Here is a 20,221-nt window from a genome sequence, read left to right on the forward strand (position 1 = left end):
TGCTCTAAAGGCGGGAGGATGAACGATGCTACCACCCCAGCGGTCCAAAGCTGGAAAGTCACCCTGCCCTGCACCCGCGCCGAGGCCGAAGCGCTGGACGGGGACATTGCCGCCTTTGCGATGATGGACCGGCCGCCCGTGCTGATGACCAGCGAGGCGGAACCCGATGATGAGGATGCCTGGCGGCTCGACGCCTATTTCGAAGGCAAGCCCAGCCCCGCCGCGATCAAACTGCTGCGATCGATGGTGCCCAGCGCCGCGCGGACCAAGCCAGTCGTCGAAGCGCTGCCCGACGAGGATTGGGTGACGATCAGCCAGCAGGGTCTGGAACCGGTCACGGCCGGGCGCTTCCATGTCCGCAACCTCGCCAGCGATCCCGAACAGCCCGGCCAGGTCAACCTGCTGATCGCCGCCAGCCGCGCCTTTGGCACCGGCCAGCATGAAACGACGGCCGGCTGCCTTGCCATGCTCGACCGGATGCGCCGGGTTGGCATGCGGTTCGGCAATGTTGCCGACATCGGTACCGGCACCGGGCTGCTCGCCTTTGCCGCGCTGCATCTGTGGCCGCGCGCCTATGCCACAGCGTCGGACATCGATCCGGTCGCGGTGGAGATCAGCGCGGAAAATGCGCTGGCCAATGGCATGGCCGTCGGTCGGGGACAGGGGCAGGTCGCGCTCTACGCCGCCGCCGGGGTCGATCATGCCGCGATCATCACCCGCGCGCCCTATGACCTGCTGATCGCCAATATCCTGGCCGGGCCGCTGATCGAATTGGCGCCCTCGCTCTGTGCGATGGTCGAGGAAGGCGGCACCATCCTGCTGGCGGGCCTGCTCAACGAACAGGTGGACGCGGTGCTATCTGCCTATCGGGCGCAGGGGATGCGGCTGGCCGAGCGCGCCGATCGGGGCGATTGGCCGACGTTGCGCCTGCGCAAGCGGCCCGTCATCGGCTGGAAACGCCCCCGCCGCTTGAACCCCGCCGCACGCGGCGAAGCGCCCGGTTTCGGGAGTATCTAAAGCAGTATCTAAAGAGGAGCGCCGCCATGACCATCACCCGTCGCATCACCCTGCATGATGGCCCGGACGGCCCGTTCGAAAGCGTGGCCGTGGTCGATACCGCCGCCGGGCCGCGGCCGGGCATCTTGCTCTTCCCCAATGTGCTGGGCACCAAGGAAGCCGACTTCGCCTATGCGGAAAAGGTCGCGGCGCTGGGCTATGCCGTGCTGGTCGCCGATGTCTATGGTCAGGGCAAGCGCACTACCCGTGCCGACGCCAATCCCGCGCTCTACATGAACGCGCTGAATGCCGCCCGTGCCGTGTTGCGTGATCGGGTCAATGCCGCGCATGATGTGCTCAAAGGGCTGGCCGAGGTCGATCCTGCCCGCACGGCTGCCATCGGCTTCTGCTTTGGCGGCAAATGCATCCTCGATCTGGCCCGCAGCGGCGCGGACATTGCAGGCGGCGTCAGCTTCCATGGCGTCTATGATGCCCCGCCCTTCGCCAATGCCACGATCAGCGCCCGATTGCTGATCTGCCATGGCTGGGACGATCCCATCGCCCCGCCGGACTCCATGGTGGCGCTGGCGCAAGAACTGACGGCGGCAGGCTGCGACTGGCAAATCCACGCTTATGGCCGCACCGGCCATGCCTTCACCGACGAAAGCGCCAACATGCCCGAAAAGGGGTTGGCTTACAGCCCGGACGCCGACCGGCGCAGTTTCCGCGCGACGGTCGATTTCCTGGGCGACCTGTTCGGCTGATCAGAGCGCGTCGATCATCTCGGCCAGCACCGCGAGGCAATCCTTGCCCAACTGCATCGAGCGCGCGGGCGACCAGCCGGTTTCGGCGTCGGGCAGGTCGTCATTATCCTTGAACGGCATTTCCAGCGTCATCGCCACCGCGCCGAATCGCTCGGCAATCTGGTTGGTGGACATGGCAAGGTTCGCGCGCCCTGCGCCCGCTACCGGATAGCCCAGGCGCGTCTGGAAATCGGGCGTCCGCGCCGCCAGCGTGTCGCGATAGCGGTGATAGAGCGCCAATTGCCGATCGGTGATCGACGGGATGCCTTCGAACCCGGCGATGAACACCGCAGGGATCGCTTCGTCGCCATGCACGTCCATCGCGAAGTCCACGCCGGTTGCATCCATCGCGTTGCGGACCAGCAGCACTTCGGGGCTGCGTTCCATAGACGGGTCATGCCATTCGCGGTTGAGGTTCACCCCCACCGCATTGGTGCGCAAATGGCCCCGGCGGCTGCCATCGGGGTTCATATTGGGGACAAGGTGGATGGTCGCCTTCTGGCGCAGCAGCCGGGCAACGGCATCCTCTTCGTCGGTCAGACGCTCCAGCGCGCCTTCCATCCACCATTGCGCCATCGATTCGCCGGGATGCTGGCGGGCATAGAGCCACACCTGCTTTGGCCCATCGCCGATGGTCAGCAGGTCGATCGGCTGGCCATCCAGCGTCAGCCCCAGTTCGCGATGCGCCACGCCCGGCTGGCAGGCGGCAAAGGCGATCAGGTCATGGTGCCGCTCCATCGAATAAGGCGCGAAATAGGCGACCCACACGACATTGGCATCGCTCGCCAGCCGGATGGTCAGCGTGCCATCGGCATAGCTAGTATCGGCCTGGGTCCAGATTTCCCGATCCTCGCTCACCCGCGCCTTATAGTCGGCCCAGCCATCAGGATAGGCCGACCCGCCGCAATTGACGATCGCCAGTTCCACTTCGCGCCCGGCGGCGCCTGCGACGCGGAAGTGGAACCATTGATAAAAGTCGCTCTGATGATCGGTCACGATTTCCAGCTCGGCGCGCGCGCCGCCGGGCGTATCGGTGATGGAAAGGGTGCGAATATTGCCGCTGTCAAAGCCGCTGGAAATGGAAATGGTCATTTGACGGTTATAGTCCGGCCCGATTCGCCCGGATAGCCCCCGATCAAGGCACCAGCGAGCTTTTGTGCGGCAATGCCCGGCTGCGCGGCGGGCGTGCCCTGCTTCGCTTCGGTATAGGCGCGGCCTTCCCAGATCGTCGCCGAATCGGACCGGCGGCGCAGTTGCACATGCAATTGGGTGGTCACGATATCCTTGGGCTTACCCGACAGGTTGATACCGACGCCCAGGCCCATGCCCGAAAAGCCGCCGCTGCCAATGCCGCCACCCATGCCGACGGTGACGGGGCGATCGTTGCGCGCCTGGCCTGAGGGACGAAAGCTGCGCTGGAAGCTGACCAATGCGACATACTCACTCGTCGCGCCCGGCGCGACGCTGGTGAAGCCCACCCGCTGCCATTCCTGCGCAACGGCGGCGGCATAGGTGCGAAATTCCAGGCTGATGTCAGGATTGCCGGGCATTTCCTCCACCGCGACCGTGCCCGTCCGGGCGGGATTGCCGACATGGAAGCGCGTCACTTCCACCTGTGGCACGGCGGTTGCGCACGCGGCCAGCGGCAGGGCAAGGCAGGCGGCAAGAATCAGGCGCTTCGACATCGATTTCACTCCAACGTGGCTATCCACCGATAAACGGCGCGATGAGCTATATTCCCTCCAACGCGCAAAGCCATGAAGTTGCTGCATGACCGATGAACAACGGCAAAAGAGCGCCCGCCGCCCTTGACTTTGGCCCGCCCCACCCATAGGGGCAGCGCTTCGATTTTCCATCACAGTCAGATTCACCAAGGGCCGATGCCATGAAGATCCGCAACTCGCTCAAGTCGCTCAAGGACCGCCACCGGGACAACCGCGTGATCCGTCGTCGCGGCCGCACCTACGTCATCAACAAGACCAACCGTCGCTTCAAAGCCCGCCAGGGCTAAGCATAGCGGTCAGGATGGTGCCGTTTCCGGCGCTGTCCTAAACCATCGGACGAATCAGTCCTTTCAGAGCGCCCGATCAAGCATGATCGGGCGCTCGATGCGTTTGCAGGTGGGGTTGGGACAATGCGCGGTGTACCCCCCCCGTTCGGGCTGAGCCTGTCGAAGCCCCTTTCTCTTCAAAGAAGTAAGCCCTTCGACAAGCTCAGGGCGAACGGGTTGAGGGGTGTCGAGCGCTTGCGCGGGTGTTGGTGCCCAGGTGCAAACCCCTCTCCCTTGAGGGAGAGGGCTGCGAAGACTTGGCAGCGTGCTGCCTAGTCGTAGCTGGGTGAGGGTGTAGCGCGCTTATAGCTCACTCCCGCCCCTTCAATTCATCGCCCTGCACCGCCGCGACGTGCAGCACGTTGGTCGAGCCCGGCGTGCCGAAGGGAACGCCGGCAAGCACCACGATCTTGCCGCCCTTCTCCGCCATGCGATGGCGCAGCGCCATGCGCCGCGCCTTGCCGATCATTTCCTCGAACGTGCCGATATCCTTGGTGCGGATGGCGTACACGCCCCAGGTCAGCCCCAGCTTGCGCGCGGTGTCGGTTCGCGGGGTCAGCGCCAGGATCGGCGCGGAGGGCCGCTCGCGCGCCACGCGCCGTACCGTGCTGCCCGATGAGGTGAAGCAGGTGATGACGCTCGCTCCCACTACGGTCACGATATTGCCCGCCGCTTCGGCGAGCGCGTCAGCGGTCGTGGGATCGGGCTTGGTTTCGGTGAAGTGCAGCCGCGCCAGATAGCCTGGATCACGCTCGACGCTGTTGGCGATGCTGTCCATCATCGCGACCGCCTCGACCGGCCAGTCGCCCGCCGCCGTTTCGGCCGACAGCATGATCGCGTCGGCCCCGTCATAGACAGCCGTCGCCACGTCCGACACTTCGGCGCGAGTCGGCGATGGCGACTTGATCATCGATTCGAGCATCTGCGTCGCGACCACCACCGGACGACCCAGCCGCCGCGCGGTCGCCACGATCTGCTTCTGCAGCGGCGGCACAGATTCGGGCGGTAGTTCGACGCCTAAGTCGCCACGCGCAACCATGACGCCATCGGCCATCTCGACGATTTCCTCCAGCCGCTGCACGGCGGATGGCTTTTCGATCTTGGCCATCAGCGATCCGTGGCCACCCATCAGCTTGCGCGCCTCGGCCAGATCCTCGGGCCGCTGCACGAAGCTGAGCGCGATCCAGTCGCACCCCTGTTCGATCGCAAAGCTAAGGTCACGCCGATCCTTCTCGGTCAGCGCGGGCACGGGCACAACCACGTCGGGCACGTTCACACCCTTGCGGTTGGACAGCGTGCCGCCGACCTCGACGATCGTGTCGATGCGATCCTCGCTGATCGCCTGCACCCGCAGCACCATTTTGCCATCGTCCAGCAGCAGCCGGGTGCCCGGCACCAGCGCGGCATAGATTTCGGGATGGGGCAGGTTCACCCGGCGCGCGTCACCCGGCGTTTCGTCACGATCGAGGATGAAGGGCGCGCCCTTCTCCAGGATCGCCAGCCCCTTTTCGAACGTGCCGACGCGCAGTTTCGGCCCCTGCAAATCGCCCAATATGGTGGTCGGCCGATGAAATTCATTTTCCAGTTCGCGGATGATCGCGATCCGCGCGGCATGATCCTCATGCGCGCCATGGCTCATATTGATGCGAAAGGCGTCGGCTCCCGCGATGAACAGCGCGCGGATCATCTCCGCACTGTCGCTCGCAGGACCAAGCGTCGCAAGAATACGGACCTTGCGCGAGCGGGGCGGTAACTTCGTCATGTGTTCTCCTGGCCGTCATATGCGCTCCGCACTTGCCGAAGCGTCGTTATGGGGTATCCGTGCTGCACGACAGGATGATGTAGATCAGCGAAAGGGTTTCACGCCGATGAACGACACCATAGTCACAGATGCCGTTGCTGCAACCGCCTTCCGTCGGTTGGTGGCGCATTTGCAGCACCGCACAGACGTACAGAATATCGACCTGATGGGGCTGGCCGGCTTTTGCCGCAATTGCCTCGCCGACTGGATCGCGGAAGCGGACGGCACGCTGACGCGCGATGAAGCCCGCGAAATCATCCACGGCATGCCCTTTGCCCAGTGGAAGGACCAGCATCAGGGCGAAGCGACCGCGGAACAGATCGCCCGGATGAAAGAGAGTGTGGCGAAGAACGCCGACACTCACTAGGACGCCCCCCAACCGATTCACATTCCATATGGAGACATCATCCCATGACCGAACCCAACGTCGCCGCCGACCAGCTACGCCTCTTGATCGAGCGCATCGAACGGCTGGAAGAAGAAAAGAAGGGCATCGGCGACGACATCAAGGACGTCTATCTGGAAGCCAAGGCGACCGGCTACGACCCCAAGATCATGCGCCAGATCGTCCGCCTGCGGAAGATGCAGCCGCATGACCGGCAGGAAATGGAAGCCATCCTCCAGACCTATCTGTCCGCGCTGGGCATGGAGTAACGGTTACCCCGTTCGCCCTGAGTAGCTGCTGAGCGAAGTCGAAGCAGCATATCGAAGGGCTGCCGCACACGCTATGCTTCGATACAGGCCTTCGACAGGCTCAGGCCTTACTCAGCACGAACGGGAGAGCGAAATGTCCGAGATCATCGTCAGCACCACCAGCCGCCTGGAAGGGCGACCGGCCAAGGAATATCTGGGCATCGTCACCGGCGAGGTGATCGTGGGGGCTAATCTGTTCCGCGACCTGTTCGCCAGCGTGCGCGACATCGTCGGTGGCCGGTCGGGCGCTTATGAGGATGTGCTGCAACGCGCGCGCGAGCAGGCGATCGGCGAGATGCGGATGCGCGCGGCGACGCTGGGCGCGAACGCGGTGGTCGGCGTCGATCTCGACTATGAAGTGCTTGGCGCCAACGGGTCGATGCTGATGGTATCCGCCTCCGGAACCGCGATCCTAGTGTAACATTGCGCATGGGCGCGTCGCTCGCTAGAGAGCGCGCTCGTGTTTCACCAGAAAATGTCAGGAGAAGGCCGTGGCCGGCCATTCCAAATTCAAGAACATCATGCATCGCAAGGGCGCGCAGGACAAGAAGCGCTCCTCGATGTTCTCTAAGCTCAGCCGCGAAATCACCGTCGCGGCGAAGATGGGCATGCCCGATGTGGACATGAACCCGCGCCTGCGCCTGGCGGTCAACGCCGCCAAGGCCCAGTCCATGCCCAAGGACAATATCCAGCGCGCGATCGACAAGGCGATCGGCGGCGACACCGACAATTATGAGGAAGTCCGCTATGAGGGCTATGGCCCCGGCGGCGTCGCCATCATCGTCGAAGCGCTGACCGACAATCGCAATCGCACCGCGACCAATGTTCGCACTGCTTTCTCGAAAAATGGCGGCAATCTGGGCGCGTCGGGCGCGGTCAGCCATGGGTTCGACCGCGTCGGCCTGATCACCTATCCCGCCAGCGCGGGCGATGCCGAGACGATCTTCGAAGCGGCGCTGGAAGCCGGTGCGGAGGATGTTTCGTCCAACGAGGACGAGCATGAAATCTGGACCGCGATGGACGCGCTCCATGAAGTGTCCAAGGCACTGGAAGCCAAGCTCGGCGAAGCGGAAGGCGCGAAGCTTGCCTGGCGGCCGCAGACCACCACCGAAGTCGACGAAGCCAATGCCGCGACCTTGCTCAAGCTGGTCGACACGCTGGAAGATGATGACGACGTCCAGACCGTGTGGGGCAATTATGAAGTGTCCGATGCGGTGATGGAGAAATTGGGTTGATCACCTGCCCCTCTCCCCTTGGGGAGAGGGTTGCGCAGCCTTGGCGGCTTTGCCGCCTAGGCGAAGCTGGGAGAGGGGGTGCCGCCGCCCGCGACCATGGCACCGGTCTCCTGCTATGATTCTCCTCGGCCTCGACCCCGGATTGGGCACGACCGGCTGGGGCTTGATCGCCGCTGACGGCAACCGGCTCACCCATCTCGCCAATGGCCAGATCAAGACGGACAGCGCGATGCCCCTGGCGACGCGCCTGTTGGCAATCGACCTTGCGCTCACGGACCTGATCCTCGAACATCGGCCCGATGGCGCGGCGGTCGAAGAGGTGTTCGTCAACGTCAATCCGCAATCGACGCTCAAATTGGGGCAAGCGCGTGGCGTCATCCTGCTCGGCGCGGCGCGGTCGGGCATGGAGGTGGGCGAATATGCCGCCCGGCTCGTCAAGAAATCGGTCGTCGGCGTCGGCAACGCATCGAAGGATCAGGTCCATGCGATGGTATCGCGGCTGCTGCCCGGCGTGAAGATCGCCGGGCCGGACGCCGCCGACGCGCTCGCGGTCGCCATCACCCACGCGCATCATCTCGCCAGCGCGCGGCGCATCCCGACCAAGTGACGGGGGCGGCGCGAACCGCCCCATGCCCGCCTTATTGCCAGTCGAACGTCAGCGGTGCCTCGCGAAAGGCGAAGCGGTCGAGATGGTCGGCAACCACCTGCTTGAATTTCTCGACATCGGCGTCGGCCTTGGGCTCGATCGTCACCACCAGCGCCTCCGGCTCGGCCTGCATACGGATCGGTCCCATCGGGAAGGGAATGACGCCCTGCTCCGCGTCGAACGTCACGTCGAACTTGTGGCTCCAATGTTTGCAGAGTTGTTGCAGGTAGCGGCTGGCATTGGGGGTCGGAACTTTTGCTGTCAGGGTCATGTCAGAGCCTTTCGATCTTGGTGGCGGCTTCGTCGATCAGGGACGCGACATCGAACATGGTCTGCTTGTCCGCCCCCTCTTTTTCAAGCCGTTGGTGGATGGCCATGCGCAGATTATGCAGCGCCCGGCGGACCGGCGCGCCATCGGTGCGTTCGGCCTTTTGCGCCAGCGATGCGATCCGCTCCATGACCAGCGTCAGGGCGTCGCCATTGTCGGCCAGATAAGCGGTGCCTTCGTCGGTAATGGCGAACAGCTTGCGGCTGCCCTGCCCCGGCTGTTCGGCGATCAGGTCCATGTCGGCCAGCAGCGTCAGCGTGGGGTAGACGACGCCGGGGCTGGGCGCATAGACCTCGCCCGACAGGCTCTGGATCTCGCGGATCAGGTCATAGCCGTGGCGCGGAGTATCCCCGATCAGCTTGAGCAGGATCAGCTTGAGCGCGTCATTGTCGAACAGGCGCCGCCGTCCGCCGCCCCGCCCGCCGCCACCGGGCGCGCCATCGCCAAAGGGACCGCCGCGGCCCCGGCCGAAGCCGCGCCCTTCTGCGCCATCCGGGCTGAGAAAGCGGCCATGGCCGTGGTGAGCGCGACCATGGCCGCCATGTGTGTGGTGGAAGTGCATTGCATGTCTTTCAGTCTGTTTCATGATGCACTGCGATATATCTTAAAAATCGCCATCGTCAAGAGTTGCGATATATCTTATTTGCACCTTTCCGGCATTTCGACAGCAAAAAGCCCGTCCGACGCGGGTCGAACGGGCTTTTTCAGGCCTTAGTTTTAGAAAGCAATATTAGTCGGGCGCCTTCGCCACGCTGACCAGCGCCGGACGCAGCAGCCGGTCCTTGATCATATAGCCCGCCTGCATTTCGATCAGGATCGTGCCGGGCGCGGCATCGGCGGATGGGGTTTCCATCATCGCCTGATGTTTGTTGGGGTCGAGCGGCTGGCCCACCGACTCGATCTTGCTGATGCCGTTGCGGCCGAACACCGCTTCCAACTCGCGGCCAGTGACTTCCAGGCCCGCGACCAGCCCCTTGAACTTGTCGTCTTCACGCAATTCCACAGGGATTGCCGCCAGCGCACGCGAGAGATTGTCGGCCACCGACAGAATATCACGGGCGAAAGCGGTCGACGCATAGGCGCGCGTATCCGCCAATTCCTTTTCCAGCCGCCGCCGCACATTCTGCGTATCGGCATGGGCGTAGAGAATATCCTGCTTGGCGGCGGCGAGTTCCGCTTCCAGCGCGGCGATGCGCTCCCCCTGGTCATCGGCCACGGGCGCATCCTCCTCCGGCAATTGATCCACGACTTCGGTATTTTCGACGTTCAAATTGTCTTCGCTCATCTCATCAATCTCGACAGCGTTTGTGCAGTGAAATCCACCATGGGGATCACGCGGGCATAGTTCAAGCGCGTGGGGCCGATCACGCCGACCACGCCGACCACCCGGCCGTCCGCGCCACGATAGGGCGCGGCTATGACCGAAGAACCCGACAGGGAAAAGAGCTTGTTTTCCGATCCGATGAAGATTTTGGTCGCGCTGCCCGCCAGCGCGCTCTCCAACAGGCGCGAAATTTCCTGCTTCCCTTCCAACTGCTCCAGCAATTGCCGCACCCGTTCGAGGTCGGCGGCCGTGCCATCATCGATCAGATGCGCCTGCCCCCGCACGATCAGCACGGGCCGGTCATCGGCATCATGCGACCAGATGGCGATGCCGCGTTCCACCAGCTCGCGCGCCGCGCCATCCAGCGCGCTGCGTTCGCTCTCCAACTCGCGCGCCAGCATGTCGCCCGCCTGCCGCAACGTCATGCCGGCAAAGCGCGCCGACATGAAATTGGCCGCTTCGTTGAGCATCGACGGGGTGACGGCGGGCGGCAGGTCCAGCACGCGATTTTCCACCGACCCGTCCTGCCCGACCAGCACGGCCAGCGCCTGCCGATCGTTCAAGGGCACGAAACCGAACTGACGCAGCACCGGCTCGCGCCGCGGCACCATCACGATGCCAGCACAAGCCGACAGGCCCGACAAAGCCGCCGTCGCCGCCGACAGGGCTTCCTCGATCGGCCCGCTTTCGGCGAGGCCTGCCTCGATCGCGCGTCGTTCCTCGGCCGATGGCTCGGCCGCCTGCATCATACCGTCGACGAACAGCCGCAGCCCCGTTTCGGTCGGCATCCGCCCAGCCGAGGCATGGGGCGCGGCGAGCAGGCCCAATTCCTCCAGATCCTGCATCACGTTGCGGATCGACGCGGGCGAGAGGTTGAGCGTCGCCAGCTTGCTGATGGTGCGCGAGCCGACCGGCAGGCCAGTGCCGAGATAGCCCTCCACCACCAGGCGAAAAACGTCCCGCGCGCGGTCGTTCAGTTCGGATATGGGCGTCGTCAGCGTCATTGCGCGAATGTAGGATGGATTGCGGGCAGGCTCAACATTTGCGCCGCGCCAAGAGGATCAGCACGACGCCAAACGCAGCGAGCAACGCGCCACGCCACATCCATGGCCTCTGATCGAGCATGAAACTGGATTGCGGCCAGTGGATAAGACCGGCCCCCTGCCCGACCCACAGCAGCCCCATCACCACGAGAAGGACACCCACAATCTGCAAAAGAACGCGCATTATACACTCCTTACCGGGCGGGCTTGGGTTTGATCATGCGCTCGACGTCCAGCATTTTGGGGATCGCCGCGATCGTGGCGCGTAATTTGCCATAACGGGCATCCATGCAGCCCGACTGGAACTCCAGCCGGGTCGGCTTGCCGTCCTTGCGACTCCATTCGATCTTGTAGCCGGGCATATCGGTCGCAAAGCGGGTGCAATTTCCGCCATTGCCGATCCGCTTGTCCGTCCCCGTCTGCGGCCGGTAAGGCGCGAGCGAGGCGCGCAGGCGTCGATATTGCGCCGGGCTGACGGTGAAGCGGGTCGGCCCCGGCACGGCGGTAAATTTCTCCGGCTCCAATATGCCCGACCCATCCGGTGTCACCCGCAGGCTATAGGACGGACAGGCACCAAAACAGCGCCCGGCGGTGAAGCGGATCGTCTCGCCCGCCGCCTTGGGCGTCTCCAGCGCATTGTCCGCCGTAGCGCAGCCCGCCAGCAGCAGCGCACTCGCCGCCATCATCATTCGCATCGTCATAGCCTCTCATACCCACTTATTGTCGTCATGACACTGGCAACACACGCCGCCGGGCGCTAAGCGCCGTCACCATATCGTTTTGGAGAAATATTATGCGTCCTTCCGGCCGCGCGCCCGACCAGATGCGCGACATCACCATGGAGCCAGGCTTCACCATCCATGCCGAGGGTAGCTGCCTCATCAGCTTCGGCGATACCCGCGTGCTCTGCACCGCGTCGGTCGAAGAGAAGGTGCCGCCCTTCCTGCGTGGCAAGGGATCGGGCTGGGTCACCGCCGAATATGGCATGCTGCCCCGCGCCACCCACACGCGCGGCAGCCGCGAAGCTGCCAAGGGCAAACAGTCGGGCCGCACCCAGGAAATTCAGCGCCTCATCGGCCGCTCGCTGCGGACGGTCGTGGACATGAAGAAGCTGGGCGAACGCCAGATCGTGATCGATTGCGACGTGATCCAGGCCGATGGCGGCACCCGCACGGCGGCGATTTCCGGTAGCTGGGTTGCGCTGCGGATCGCGGTGGACAAGCTGATGGCGTCGGGCGCGCTGAAGGAAGACCCGATCATCCAGAAGGTCGCGGCGATCAGCTGCGGCATCTACAACGGCACCCCCGTCCTCGACCTCGATTATGCCGAGGACAGCAATGCCGAAACCGACGCCAACCTCATCCTGACCGGCGACGGTAAATTCGCCGAAGTCCAGGCGACCGCCGAGGGCGCCGCCTATGACGAAGAAGAACTGCTCCGCCTCCTGCGCCTCGCCCGCATCGGCTGCGCCAAGATCTTCGCCGCGCAGGATGTCGCCACGGGGCGGTAACACTGCCTCCTCTCCCCGTTCGGGCTGAGCCTGTCGAAGCCCCGTCTTTTCTTCTTGAAAAGGAAGGGCGGCCCTTCGACAAGCTCAGGGCGAACGGCATTTTGGTTCAGCACGAGGAATCGGATCATGACCGACCAATTCGGACAGGAACAGGCGATCCGCAAACTCGCCCCCGGCAAGCTGGTGATCGCCAGCCATAATGCCGGCAAGGTGCGCGAAATCGCCGCTTTGCTTGGCCCCTATGGGATCGAGCCGATCTCGGCCGCGTCGCTCGACCTGCCCGAACCGGAGGAAACCGGCACCACCTTCATCGCCAATGCGGAACTCAAGGCGATGGAGGCCGCCGACCTCTCCGGCCTGCCCGCGCTCGCCGACGATAGCGGCCTGTGCGTCGAGGCGCTGGGCGGCGATCCCGGCCTCTTCTCCGCACGCTGGGCAGGCGAGTCCAAGGACTTCGCGCTCGCCATGCAGAAGGTGTGGGACGGAATCGAAGCCAAGGGGCCGGATGCAGGCCATGACGCCCATTTCATCTGCGCCCTCGCCCTCGCCTGGCCCGACGGGCATATCCAAGCATTCGAGGGTCGGGTCGACGGCACGCTCGTCTGGCCACCGCGTGGGGACAAGGGCTTTGGCTATGATGCGATGTTCGTGCCACTCGGCCACGACATCAGCTTCGGCGAAATGGACCCCGATGCCAAACACGCCATGAGCCACCGCGCCGACGCGTTCCGGCAACTGGTCGCGGCGACATTCTGATCCGCGCCCGCGTTACCGCGCGGGTACGGCTTTCAGCCTCGCCTGACCAATGTGCCAGCGCAATTGGCTGGGCGATGCTCCCTCCACATCATTGACCCGCCGCACGACATAATCGCCTGCAAAACGCTGGACGGTGCCGTTCTGCAACTGTGAATCCACCGTCACCGGCACGGTCTGATAGATCGACCCAGCACCAGCGCTACCCGGCTCCACCTTGCCGATCGTCACGCGCGTCGACCGGGTATTGGCAAAGCCCGCCTGAAAAGCCTGCAAGGTCTGGTTCGGCGGGCCGTCATCCCCCCACTGCGCCCACGCCGTGCCATAATCCCTCGCATTGATCGCGGCATAATAGCGCTGCACGACGGCGATCGCCGCCGCCATGCTTTTGGGTGCGGGGTCGCATCCCGGCATTGGGTCGCCCTTCCCGTCGAACAGGGCGCAACTGCGCGCAATCTCATCCTCGATCAGGGCACAGCTATTGGCCGCATTGCAGGGCGGATGCGTCGCGGGCGACACATTACGGCACAGCTTGACGCGCTCGGCGGCAGCCGCCGATCCGATGTCCGCCGCGCAGGACAGGGGCTGGGGCGCCGCTGCCGCCGTGGCGACATTAACCGGGGCAGCGGTTTGCGGCGCCGCGTCCACGTCGGGGCTCGCAACCAAAGGCGCTGCTGCATCATTGCGGCTTTCTGCGACATCGGGTTGCTTGGGCGCACCACAGGCGGCCAAGCCGATCAGCGCACAAACGGATGTCGCCCAAGCCAGCTTAGGGTAGCGCATACTGTCGTCTCCTGCAGCGGTACTGATCCCGCTCAATGCGCCGTCCCGCTAAAAATATCCATGCGCGCGTCGGTGCCCTGCCTGTAGCCCCGCCCGCCAAAAGGCTCTACGACGCCATCCCAATGTCCTCCATTCCCTCCGCCGCCCTCGCCGCCCCCGACCCGCAAGCGCTCTATATCCACTGGCCCTTCTGCGTGTCGAAATGCCCCTATTGCGACTTTAACAGCCATGTTCGCGATGGCGTGGATATCGACGCCTGGCGCGGCGCGCTGCTCGCCGACATGGCCTATGAGGCGTCGTTGACCGGCGGCCGTCCGCTCTCGTCCATCTTCTTCGGCGGCGGCACGCCGTCGCTGATGCCGCCCGCTTTGGTCGAGACGCTCATCGCCGCCGCGCAGGATCATTGGGGCTTCACCCCCGATATCGAGATCACGCTGGAGGCCAACCCCAACTCGGTCGAGGCCGCGCGCTTTGCCGATCTGGCCGCTGCCGGGATCAACCGCGTCTCGCTCGGCCTGCAGGCGCTGGAGGATGAGGCGCTGCACTTCCTCGGCCGTGCACATGACGTCGCCGAAGGGCTGGCGGCGCTCGCCACCGCGCAATCGGTGTTCGACCGGGTCAGTTTCGACCTCATCTACGCCCGCCCCGGCCAGAGCGAAGCCGACTGGCAGGCCGAACTCGCCCGCGCGCTGGCGTTCGGCACCGGGCACTTGTCGCTCTATCAATTGACCATCGAGCCGGGCACCCGCTTCGCCACGCTCGTCGCGCAGGGCAAGCTGACCCCCGCCGACCCCGATCATGGCGCGACCCTCTATGAACTGACGCAGGCGATGACCGCAGCGGCGGGCATCCCCGCCTATGAGATCAGCAACCACGCCCGCGCCGGGCAACAGAGCCGCCACAATCTCGTCTATTGGCGCTATGGCGACTATATCGGCATCGGCCCCGGCGCGCATGGTCGGCGCGGCGGCATGGCGACGCAACGCCATCGCAAGCCCGAAAACTGGATCGGCGCCGTCGCCCGCAACGGCCATGGCAGCCAGAGCGAGGATGGGCTGGCCAGCGAAGACCGCGCCCGCGAAGCGCTGTTGATGGGCCTGCGCCTGCATGAAGGCGTCGATCTGGCCCGCATCGCCGAGCAATCGGGCGTGGCTCCATCGCGGCTGGTGGATGACCGCGCTATCGCCCAACTGACCGATATCGGGCTTCTCCGCCACCACGGCACTCACCTGCAAGTCACTCCCGCAGGCCTGCTCCTGCTCGACGCGATCCTGCCGCAAGTGGTGGCGATTTAACCGGGTAATATTCCCATACCGTTCGTCCTGAGTAGCCATTGAGCGAAGTCGAAATGGCGTATCGAAGGATTGGGCTAGACGCGGATGCTTCGATACGCGCCTTCGACAAGCTCAGTCGCTACTCAGCACGAACGGTTGAGATCAAATCCACCTCGCGCCGAAATCAACGATATTGGCTTTCTCGAAACGCACGGACCTCCCCTTACGGCTGCTCGGTCGGCGCAACCTTGGGCGCGGGCACCACATCCTTGCTCGTCATCGCAACGGCGGGCGGTCCCTTCTGGATCGCGGCGGCGAGCTTGTCGACCGGCGCGCACGCGCCCTTGCACAGCCCCTGCGCCTGCGTCAGCACTTCCTTGGCCCGCGCCACAGCGCCCTTTTCCACCATCGCCTCGCCCTGCCCTGCCAGCGCGACGACATCGGTCGGATCAAGCAATAGCGCTTCGCGATACAGACGGATCGCCTTGCCCTGCAAACCCTGCGCCCGCGCCACGGCGGCGAGTTCGACATAGGCGGCGCGGTTGCGCGGGTCGATCGCCAGCGCGCTTTCCAGCGCATCGGTCGCGCCCTGCAAATTGCCCGCCTGACGCGCGGCCTCGCCCGCCTTCTGCCATTCGACCGACGCCGGACTGATCTGGCTGTCGGGGCGCTGGCTCAGGCCCATGCTCGACACGGTGGTCAGGACGAGCGCGAGGGCGATCGAGGCGGGGGTAAAACGCATGAGTATCTCCAGCCATGTTTCAGGCGCTGATTCAGGCACAGATTTTGGCCAAGTCTCGCGATTTTGCGGGCGCTTGTCCATGGGCTGTTTTACGCGGCCGTCCGCCGCAGCCGGGCGAAGAAAAAGCCGTCTGTGCCGTCCTGCCCCGGCGTCAGCAGCCAGCCCGCGCCATGCGCCCGGCCCAGCGGCAAGTCTATCGCTTCGGGCGTCCACCCGGCATGTCGGCGCAGGAAGGCGTCCACCTGGGCTTTCCCCTCACGATCGGTCAATGCGCAGGTGGCATAGACCAGCGCCCCGCCCGGTGCCAGCAAGGGCGCGGCGAAATCGAGGATGCGGGCCTGTTCCGCGACCAGCCGATCGAGCCGCGCGGCCGTCAGCCGCCAGCGCGCTTCCGGGTTACGCCGCCAGGTGCCCGTGCCCGAACAGGGCGCATCGACCAGCACGATATCGGCTTTCCCGTTCAGGCTTTCGAGGCCCCGCGCCTCATGGCTCTGGTCCAGCAACAATGTCTCGATAAAGGTCGCCCCGGCCCGCTGCGCGCGTGGCCCCAGCCTTGCCAGCCGCGAGCGGATCGTGTCGGCGGCGATCAGCGTCCCCTGCCCCGCCATCGCCGCGGCCAGTGCAAGCGTCTTGCCCCCCGCCCCCGCGCACATATCCACCACGGTCATGCCGGGCTGCGCGCCGCACGCCAGCGCGATTGCCTGGCTGCCCGCATCCTGCACTTCGACCAGGCCATCCTTCCAGGCCGCGTCCTTTTCGACGGGATAGCCTTCGGGCAGGCGCAACGCATCGGGCAGTGCCGCGATCGGCGCAGCGTCGGGGAACAAGGGCGCGACCGCCTCCGGAGCGGCCTTCAACCGATTGACTCGCAGGTCCACCGGCGCACGGCCCAGCAAGGCGTCCTGCTCGACCGGCGCAGCGATCAGCGGCACCAGCCAGCCCGGCACGCTGCCGGCCACAGCGCCAACCTCGCCCGGCTCGATCGGCAGCGGGGCGTGGGTCGATCCATCGAACAAAGCGGCCAGCTCCGGCTGCTCGTCCGCCAGCCCGATCATCGCCTCGCGGCCCGTCTCCGGCCGCTCGCCCGCGCGGCGGATCGCGTCATAGACATGATCGCGCACCGCCCGCCGATCGCGCGACCCGGCATAGCGCCGCTCCTTGAAATAGCGCGCGATCAACGTATCCGCCGCCGGCCCCCCATCGCGCGCCGACGCAATGATGGCGTCGAGCAAATCGATCGCAGCCTGGATACGAGCAGAGGGAGTCATCAATACCTTCTCCCCTCCCTTTCAAGGGAGGGGCCGGGGGTGGGTGGCGAGTGCAACGAGCCTAGCGCCCTGCCGATCGGGCCGAAGCGCCGCGGCGCGGCGCACCCACCCCTAACCCCTCCCTTAAAAGGGAGGGGGATTAAGAAAACGCTTACCGCGTCGGATAATTGGGCGCTTCCCGCGTGATCGTCACATCATGGACATGGCTTTCCGACAATCCGGCATTGGTGATCTGCACGAAGCGCGCGCGTTCCTGCAAATCCTTGATCGTCGCGCTGCCGGTATAGCCCATCGCTGCCTTCACGCCGCCGACCAGCTGGTGGATCACATCCTTGGCCGGCCCCTTGAACGGCACCTGACCTTCAATGCCTTCGGGGACCAGCTTCATCTGGTCCTTGATATCCGCCTGGAAATAGCGATCGGCCGACCCCCGCGCCATCGCGCCGACGCTGCCCATGCCACGATAGCTCTTATAAGCGCGACCCTGATAGAGGAAGGTTTCGCCCGGCGCTTCGGCCGTTCCCGCCAGCAGCGATCCGACCATGACGCAGCCCGCGCCCGCCGCCAGCGCCTTGGCCAGGTCGCCGCTGGTGCGCAGCCCGCCATCGGCGATCACCGGCACGCCCTGCTTGGCGGCTTCCTCGGCCGAATCCATGACCGCGGTCAATTGCGGCACGCCGACGCCCGCGACGACCCGCGTGGTGCAGATCGACCCCGGCCCGATGCCGACCTTCACGCAATCCGCGCCCGCGCCGATCAGCGCCTTGGTCGCTTCGGCGGTGGCGACATTGCCCGCGACCACCTGCACATTATTGGACAGGCGCTTGACCGCTTCGACCGCCGCCGACACCTGCTTGCTGTGGCCATGGGCGGTGTCGATGACGATCAGGTCGCATTCTGCATCAATGAGCGCGCGGCTGCGCTCCAGCCCCTTTTCGCCGACCGTGGTCGCCGCCGCGACGCGCAGGCGGCCGGTGCCGTCCTTGGTCGCCTGCGGATAGGTGACCGCCTTTTCGATGTCCTTGACCGTAATCAGGCCAACGCAATGATAGGCCTCGTCCACCACCAGCAATTTCTCGATCCGGCGCTGATGCAACAGGCGCTGCGCCTCTTCCTGCCCGACGCCGACCTTGACCGTCGCCAGATTATCCTTGGTCATCAATTCGCTGACCGGCTGGGCCGGGTTCTCGGCAAAGCGCGTGTCGCGGTGCGTCAATATGCCGACCAGCTTGCCGCTCGCTTCGACCACGGGAATGCCGCTGATCCGGTGCCGCTTCATCAGCATCTGCGCGTCCGCCAGCGTGGCGTTGGGCAGGATAGTGATGGGATTGACGACCATGCCGCTCTCGAACCGCTTGACCGCGCGCACCGCGTCCGCCTGTTCCTCGACCGACAGGTTGCGATGCAGCACGCCAATGCCGCCCAGCTGCGCCATGACGATCGCCATGTCCGCTTCTGTCACCGTGTCCATCGCCGACGACAGGATCGGGATGTTCAGCTTGATCGCCTTGGTGACGAACGTGCTGGTGTCCGCCTGGCTTGGCAGCACATCGGATTCGCCGGGCTGCAACAGCACGTCGTCGAAGGTGAGGCCGAGGCGGATTTCCATGGAACAAGCCACTTTCTGCTGCGGGGTCTGTGGCAGACCCCAGGGGTTTTGTGGCGGCCCATGTAACCACTCCGCCCCGATACGGCCAGTCCCTTTGCGGGATTTATTGCGGGGAGCAGGGGTGGCTTGTGTGAGGGGTTTGGGAAAAGGGGGTGGATCACGGACTGTCGGTAACTGCACGTACTCTTGCAAAAGCAGTTACACATCCCAGCCGTCATGCCAGCGCAGGCTGGCATCTCAGGCGGAGGCGTGAAACAGTCGGGCTTGGCACCGGTCGCAACGCCATCGCGCCATCTCCTGAGACCCCAGCTTTCGCTGGGGTGACGGTAAGGGTGGATTTGAGAAGGGCAGCTTTTGGAGAGATGGCTGGGGATAGCAGATGCTGCGCGGTCTAAAAACGCTCGACAACAAACACCCAACAGGGGGCGTTCGACCTTACCTTCGCCTACGAATGCGGTCGCGGAAGGAATAGAAGCAGAGACTGACGACCATTACACCGAACCCAACCGCGAAAACGCTGATGGCTATCGACCAACACTGCGCGCTGAGCACAAAGGGTCGGCCGTAAAGCAGGTTAGCGGTCACGTTGAGAAAAACGCCAGCGAGGGCAAATAGGACTCCGACCATAGCGACAAACTTGGCGATCATGGCCTCCTTCATTTTCATGCAGCGCTGGGCAAAGATAGCATCTACGTCCGTTTTTCACCAGATTTGATCAGTCAGCCTTCGATCTATCATCTGAATGAGTGACCGGTTTCAAGGATGCGGCTGATCTGGCGGAGTGACCAAAAATGGTCGTCCAATACCATTCCTCCTTCGGGGTGACGATTTAAGCGACGTCCCCTTTCGTCATCCTCCCCTGGCAGGGGAGGTGGCTGGCCGCAGGCCAGACGGAGGGGTGTCAGGCTCTCAATAGGGTGATGTCCTTTGCCGCAAGTATCGCGAAACATCGCTATAATCCCGCAGCCCTGCGCGTCAGCGACGCCAGTTCGCCAAACAACGCCTCATCCACCACCTTGAAGTTGAAGCAGGTCTTGCCCTGCCGCCGCTTGGCCAACCCAGGCGAGACACTCTCCGACAACGCCGCATCGGTATAAAGCGGCATCAGATGATAGGCGACATAGCTTTTCTTGATCGTCACCGTCCCGAACCAGCCCGGCTGCCCGGTCTTGGGATCGACGGTAGCAGTGCGCACAACCAGATCGCCCGCTTCATCCTTGCTCACCACCTGCCCCGGCGCATTGTCCAGCATGACGGTGCGCAACCGCGCATGGATGTCATCGAACGCCGCCATGATCGCCCTCCCCCATCAACACGAAAAAGGGCGCCACCTCGCGGCAGCACCCTTCCTTTCAAACCTTCA

At 64.5% G+C, this 20,221-nt stretch carries 25 protein-coding genes; 11 read left to right on the forward strand and 14 right to left on the reverse strand.

All coding sequences use genetic code 11. From position 1 onward, the window contains the following. Positions 1 to 18: 18 nt before the first annotated feature. Together OVY48_RS23445 and OVY48_RS23450 are read left to right on the forward strand one after the other, a co-directional pair. Positions 19 to 1,017 (forward strand): 50S ribosomal protein L11 methyltransferase, encoded by a 999-nt coding sequence (locus OVY48_RS23445; RefSeq protein WP_313924667.1) that lies wholly within the window; start codon positions 19 to 21, stop codon positions 1,015 to 1,017. Between the two features lie 26 nt (positions 1,018 to 1,043). Next, positions 1,044 to 1,760, forward strand: coding sequence for a dienelactone hydrolase family protein (locus OVY48_RS23450; RefSeq protein WP_313924668.1), 717 nt, complete (start codon positions 1,044 to 1,046; stop codon positions 1,758 to 1,760). On the opposite strand, the gene OVY48_RS23455 is transcribed toward OVY48_RS23450, so the two are convergent. Further along, positions 1,761 to 2,891: a M14-type cytosolic carboxypeptidase gene (locus OVY48_RS23455; protein WP_313924669.1), complete on the reverse strand. Its 1,131-nt coding sequence runs from the start codon at positions 2,889 to 2,891 to the stop codon at positions 1,761 to 1,763. Further along, positions 2,888 to 3,484 carry a hypothetical protein gene (locus OVY48_RS23460; RefSeq protein WP_313924670.1) on the reverse strand — a complete coding sequence of 199 codons (597 nt, stop codon included), beginning with the start codon at positions 3,482 to 3,484 and terminating at the stop codon, positions 2,888 to 2,890. Before OVY48_RS23460 ends, OVY48_RS23455 begins: the two co-directional genes overlap by 4 nt. 200 nt (positions 3,485 to 3,684) lie before the next feature. Between OVY48_RS23460 and ykgO the strand changes: the two genes are divergently transcribed. After that, positions 3,685 to 3,810 (forward strand): type B 50S ribosomal protein L36, encoded by a 126-nt coding sequence (gene ykgO, locus OVY48_RS23465; protein ID WP_003046794.1) that lies wholly within the window; start codon positions 3,685 to 3,687, stop codon positions 3,808 to 3,810. 349 nt (positions 3,811 to 4,159) lie between these two features. Here the strand turns inward: ykgO and pyk are convergent, their stop codons facing one another. Further along, on the reverse strand, positions 4,160 to 5,611 hold the full coding sequence (gene pyk / locus OVY48_RS23470; protein ID WP_096062596.1) for a pyruvate kinase: 1,452 nt from the start codon (positions 5,609 to 5,611) through the stop codon (positions 4,160 to 4,162). Between the two features lie 106 nt (positions 5,612 to 5,717). Between pyk and OVY48_RS23475 the strand changes: the two genes are divergently transcribed. The 5 genes from OVY48_RS23475 (at position 5,718) to ruvC (ending at position 8,185) form a co-directional block, all read left to right on the forward strand. Beyond that, a complete protein-coding gene (locus OVY48_RS23475) occupies positions 5,718 to 6,017 on the forward strand; it encodes a DUF1244 domain-containing protein (protein ID WP_313924671.1) in 300 nt (99 codons plus the stop codon). A 44-nt stretch (positions 6,018 to 6,061) separates the two neighbouring features. Next, on the forward strand, positions 6,062 to 6,304 hold the full coding sequence (locus OVY48_RS23480) for a DUF2312 domain-containing protein (RefSeq protein WP_006956223.1): 243 nt from the start codon (positions 6,062 to 6,064) through the stop codon (positions 6,302 to 6,304). A 133-nt stretch (positions 6,305 to 6,437) separates the two neighbouring features. Then, positions 6,438 to 6,764, forward strand: coding sequence for a heavy metal-binding domain-containing protein (locus tag OVY48_RS23485; protein WP_171899206.1), 327 nt, complete (start codon positions 6,438 to 6,440; stop codon positions 6,762 to 6,764). A 70-nt stretch (positions 6,765 to 6,834) separates the two neighbouring features. Continuing rightward, positions 6,835 to 7,578 carry a YebC/PmpR family DNA-binding transcriptional regulator gene (locus OVY48_RS23490; protein ID WP_037473419.1) on the forward strand — a complete coding sequence of 248 codons (744 nt, stop codon included), beginning with the start codon at positions 6,835 to 6,837 and terminating at the stop codon, positions 7,576 to 7,578. A gap of 115 nt (positions 7,579 to 7,693) precedes the next feature. Then, the gene (ruvC, locus tag OVY48_RS23495) at positions 7,694 to 8,185 is read left to right on the forward strand and encodes a crossover junction endodeoxyribonuclease RuvC (RefSeq protein WP_037473417.1); all 492 of its coding nucleotides are present in this window, start codon (positions 7,694 to 7,696) and stop codon (positions 8,183 to 8,185) included. A gap of 31 nt (positions 8,186 to 8,216) precedes the next feature. Here ruvC and OVY48_RS23500 read toward each other — a convergent pair whose 3' ends face one another. The 6 genes from OVY48_RS23500 to OVY48_RS23525 form a co-directional block, all read right to left on the reverse strand. Continuing rightward, positions 8,217 to 8,495, reverse strand: coding sequence for a DUF2218 domain-containing protein (locus tag OVY48_RS23500; protein ID WP_313924672.1), 279 nt, complete (start codon positions 8,493 to 8,495; stop codon positions 8,217 to 8,219). Position 8,496: 1 nt separating this feature from the next. Then, on the reverse strand, positions 8,497 to 9,114 hold the full coding sequence (locus tag OVY48_RS23505; RefSeq protein ID WP_313924673.1) for a PadR family transcriptional regulator: 618 nt from the start codon (positions 9,112 to 9,114) through the stop codon (positions 8,497 to 8,499). A gap of 168 nt (positions 9,115 to 9,282) precedes the next feature. Next, positions 9,283 to 9,837 (reverse strand): nucleotide exchange factor GrpE, encoded by a 555-nt coding sequence (gene grpE / locus OVY48_RS23510; protein WP_313924674.1) that lies wholly within the window; start codon positions 9,835 to 9,837, stop codon positions 9,283 to 9,285. Further along, complete coding sequence (gene hrcA, locus OVY48_RS23515; RefSeq protein ID WP_037473405.1) at positions 9,834 to 10,880, reverse strand: heat-inducible transcriptional repressor HrcA; 1,047 nt, start codon at positions 10,878 to 10,880, stop codon at positions 9,834 to 9,836. Before hrcA ends, grpE begins: the two co-directional genes overlap by 4 nt. Positions 10,881 to 10,911: 31 nt before the next feature. Then, positions 10,912 to 11,103 (reverse strand): hypothetical protein, encoded by a 192-nt coding sequence (locus OVY48_RS23520; RefSeq protein ID WP_313924675.1) that lies wholly within the window; start codon positions 11,101 to 11,103, stop codon positions 10,912 to 10,914. A 10-nt stretch (positions 11,104 to 11,113) separates the two neighbouring features. Further along, a complete protein-coding gene (locus tag OVY48_RS23525) occupies positions 11,114 to 11,620 on the reverse strand; it encodes a DUF6438 domain-containing protein (RefSeq protein ID WP_313924676.1) in 507 nt (168 codons plus the stop codon). Between the two features lie 92 nt (positions 11,621 to 11,712). Here OVY48_RS23525 and rph point away from each other — a divergent pair, with 92 nt between their 5' ends. Continuing rightward, positions 11,713 to 12,429, forward strand: a complete 717-nt coding sequence (gene rph / locus OVY48_RS23530) for a ribonuclease PH (RefSeq protein WP_037472629.1) — start codon at positions 11,713 to 11,715, stop codon at positions 12,427 to 12,429. Positions 12,430 to 12,555: 126 nt separating this feature from the next. Next, on the forward strand, positions 12,556 to 13,185 hold the full coding sequence (gene rdgB, locus OVY48_RS23535) for an RdgB/HAM1 family non-canonical purine NTP pyrophosphatase (protein ID WP_313924677.1): 630 nt from the start codon (positions 12,556 to 12,558) through the stop codon (positions 13,183 to 13,185). Positions 13,186 to 13,197: 12 nt separating this feature from the next. Here the strand turns inward: rdgB and OVY48_RS23540 are convergent, their stop codons facing one another. Then, positions 13,198 to 13,965: a hypothetical protein gene (locus tag OVY48_RS23540; protein ID WP_313924678.1), complete on the reverse strand. Its 768-nt coding sequence runs from the start codon at positions 13,963 to 13,965 to the stop codon at positions 13,198 to 13,200. A 122-nt stretch (positions 13,966 to 14,087) separates the two neighbouring features. On the opposite strand from OVY48_RS23540, the gene hemW reads away from it, so the two are divergent. Then, entirely contained in the window at positions 14,088 to 15,260 is a 1,173-nt protein-coding gene (gene hemW, locus OVY48_RS23545) for a radical SAM family heme chaperone HemW (RefSeq protein ID WP_313924892.1), read from the forward strand. A gap of 202 nt (positions 15,261 to 15,462) precedes the next feature. Here hemW and OVY48_RS23550 read toward each other — a convergent pair whose 3' ends face one another. From OVY48_RS23550 to OVY48_RS23565, 4 genes are all read right to left on the reverse strand, one after another. After that, positions 15,463 to 15,981 carry a tetratricopeptide repeat protein gene (locus OVY48_RS23550; RefSeq protein ID WP_313924679.1) on the reverse strand — a complete coding sequence of 173 codons (519 nt, stop codon included), beginning with the start codon at positions 15,979 to 15,981 and terminating at the stop codon, positions 15,463 to 15,465. A gap of 89 nt (positions 15,982 to 16,070) precedes the next feature. Continuing rightward, on the reverse strand, positions 16,071 to 17,249 hold the full coding sequence (locus OVY48_RS23555) for an RsmB/NOP family class I SAM-dependent RNA methyltransferase (protein ID WP_313924680.1): 1,179 nt from the start codon (positions 17,247 to 17,249) through the stop codon (positions 16,071 to 16,073). 151 nt (positions 17,250 to 17,400) lie between these two features. Then, positions 17,401 to 18,858 (reverse strand): IMP dehydrogenase, encoded by a 1,458-nt coding sequence (gene guaB, locus OVY48_RS23560; protein ID WP_037472637.1) that lies wholly within the window; start codon positions 18,856 to 18,858, stop codon positions 17,401 to 17,403. 952 nt (positions 18,859 to 19,810) lie between these two features. Next, the gene (locus tag OVY48_RS23565) at positions 19,811 to 20,152 is read right to left on the reverse strand and encodes a hypothetical protein (RefSeq protein WP_313924681.1); all 342 of its coding nucleotides are present in this window, start codon (positions 20,150 to 20,152) and stop codon (positions 19,811 to 19,813) included. Positions 20,153 to 20,221: the final 69 nt, after the last annotated feature.

The sequence above is a fragment of the Sphingobium sp. SA2 genome, assembly GCF_032227065.1.
In the GTDB taxonomy this organism is placed as follows: Bacteria; Pseudomonadota; Alphaproteobacteria; order Sphingomonadales; family Sphingomonadaceae; genus Sphingobium.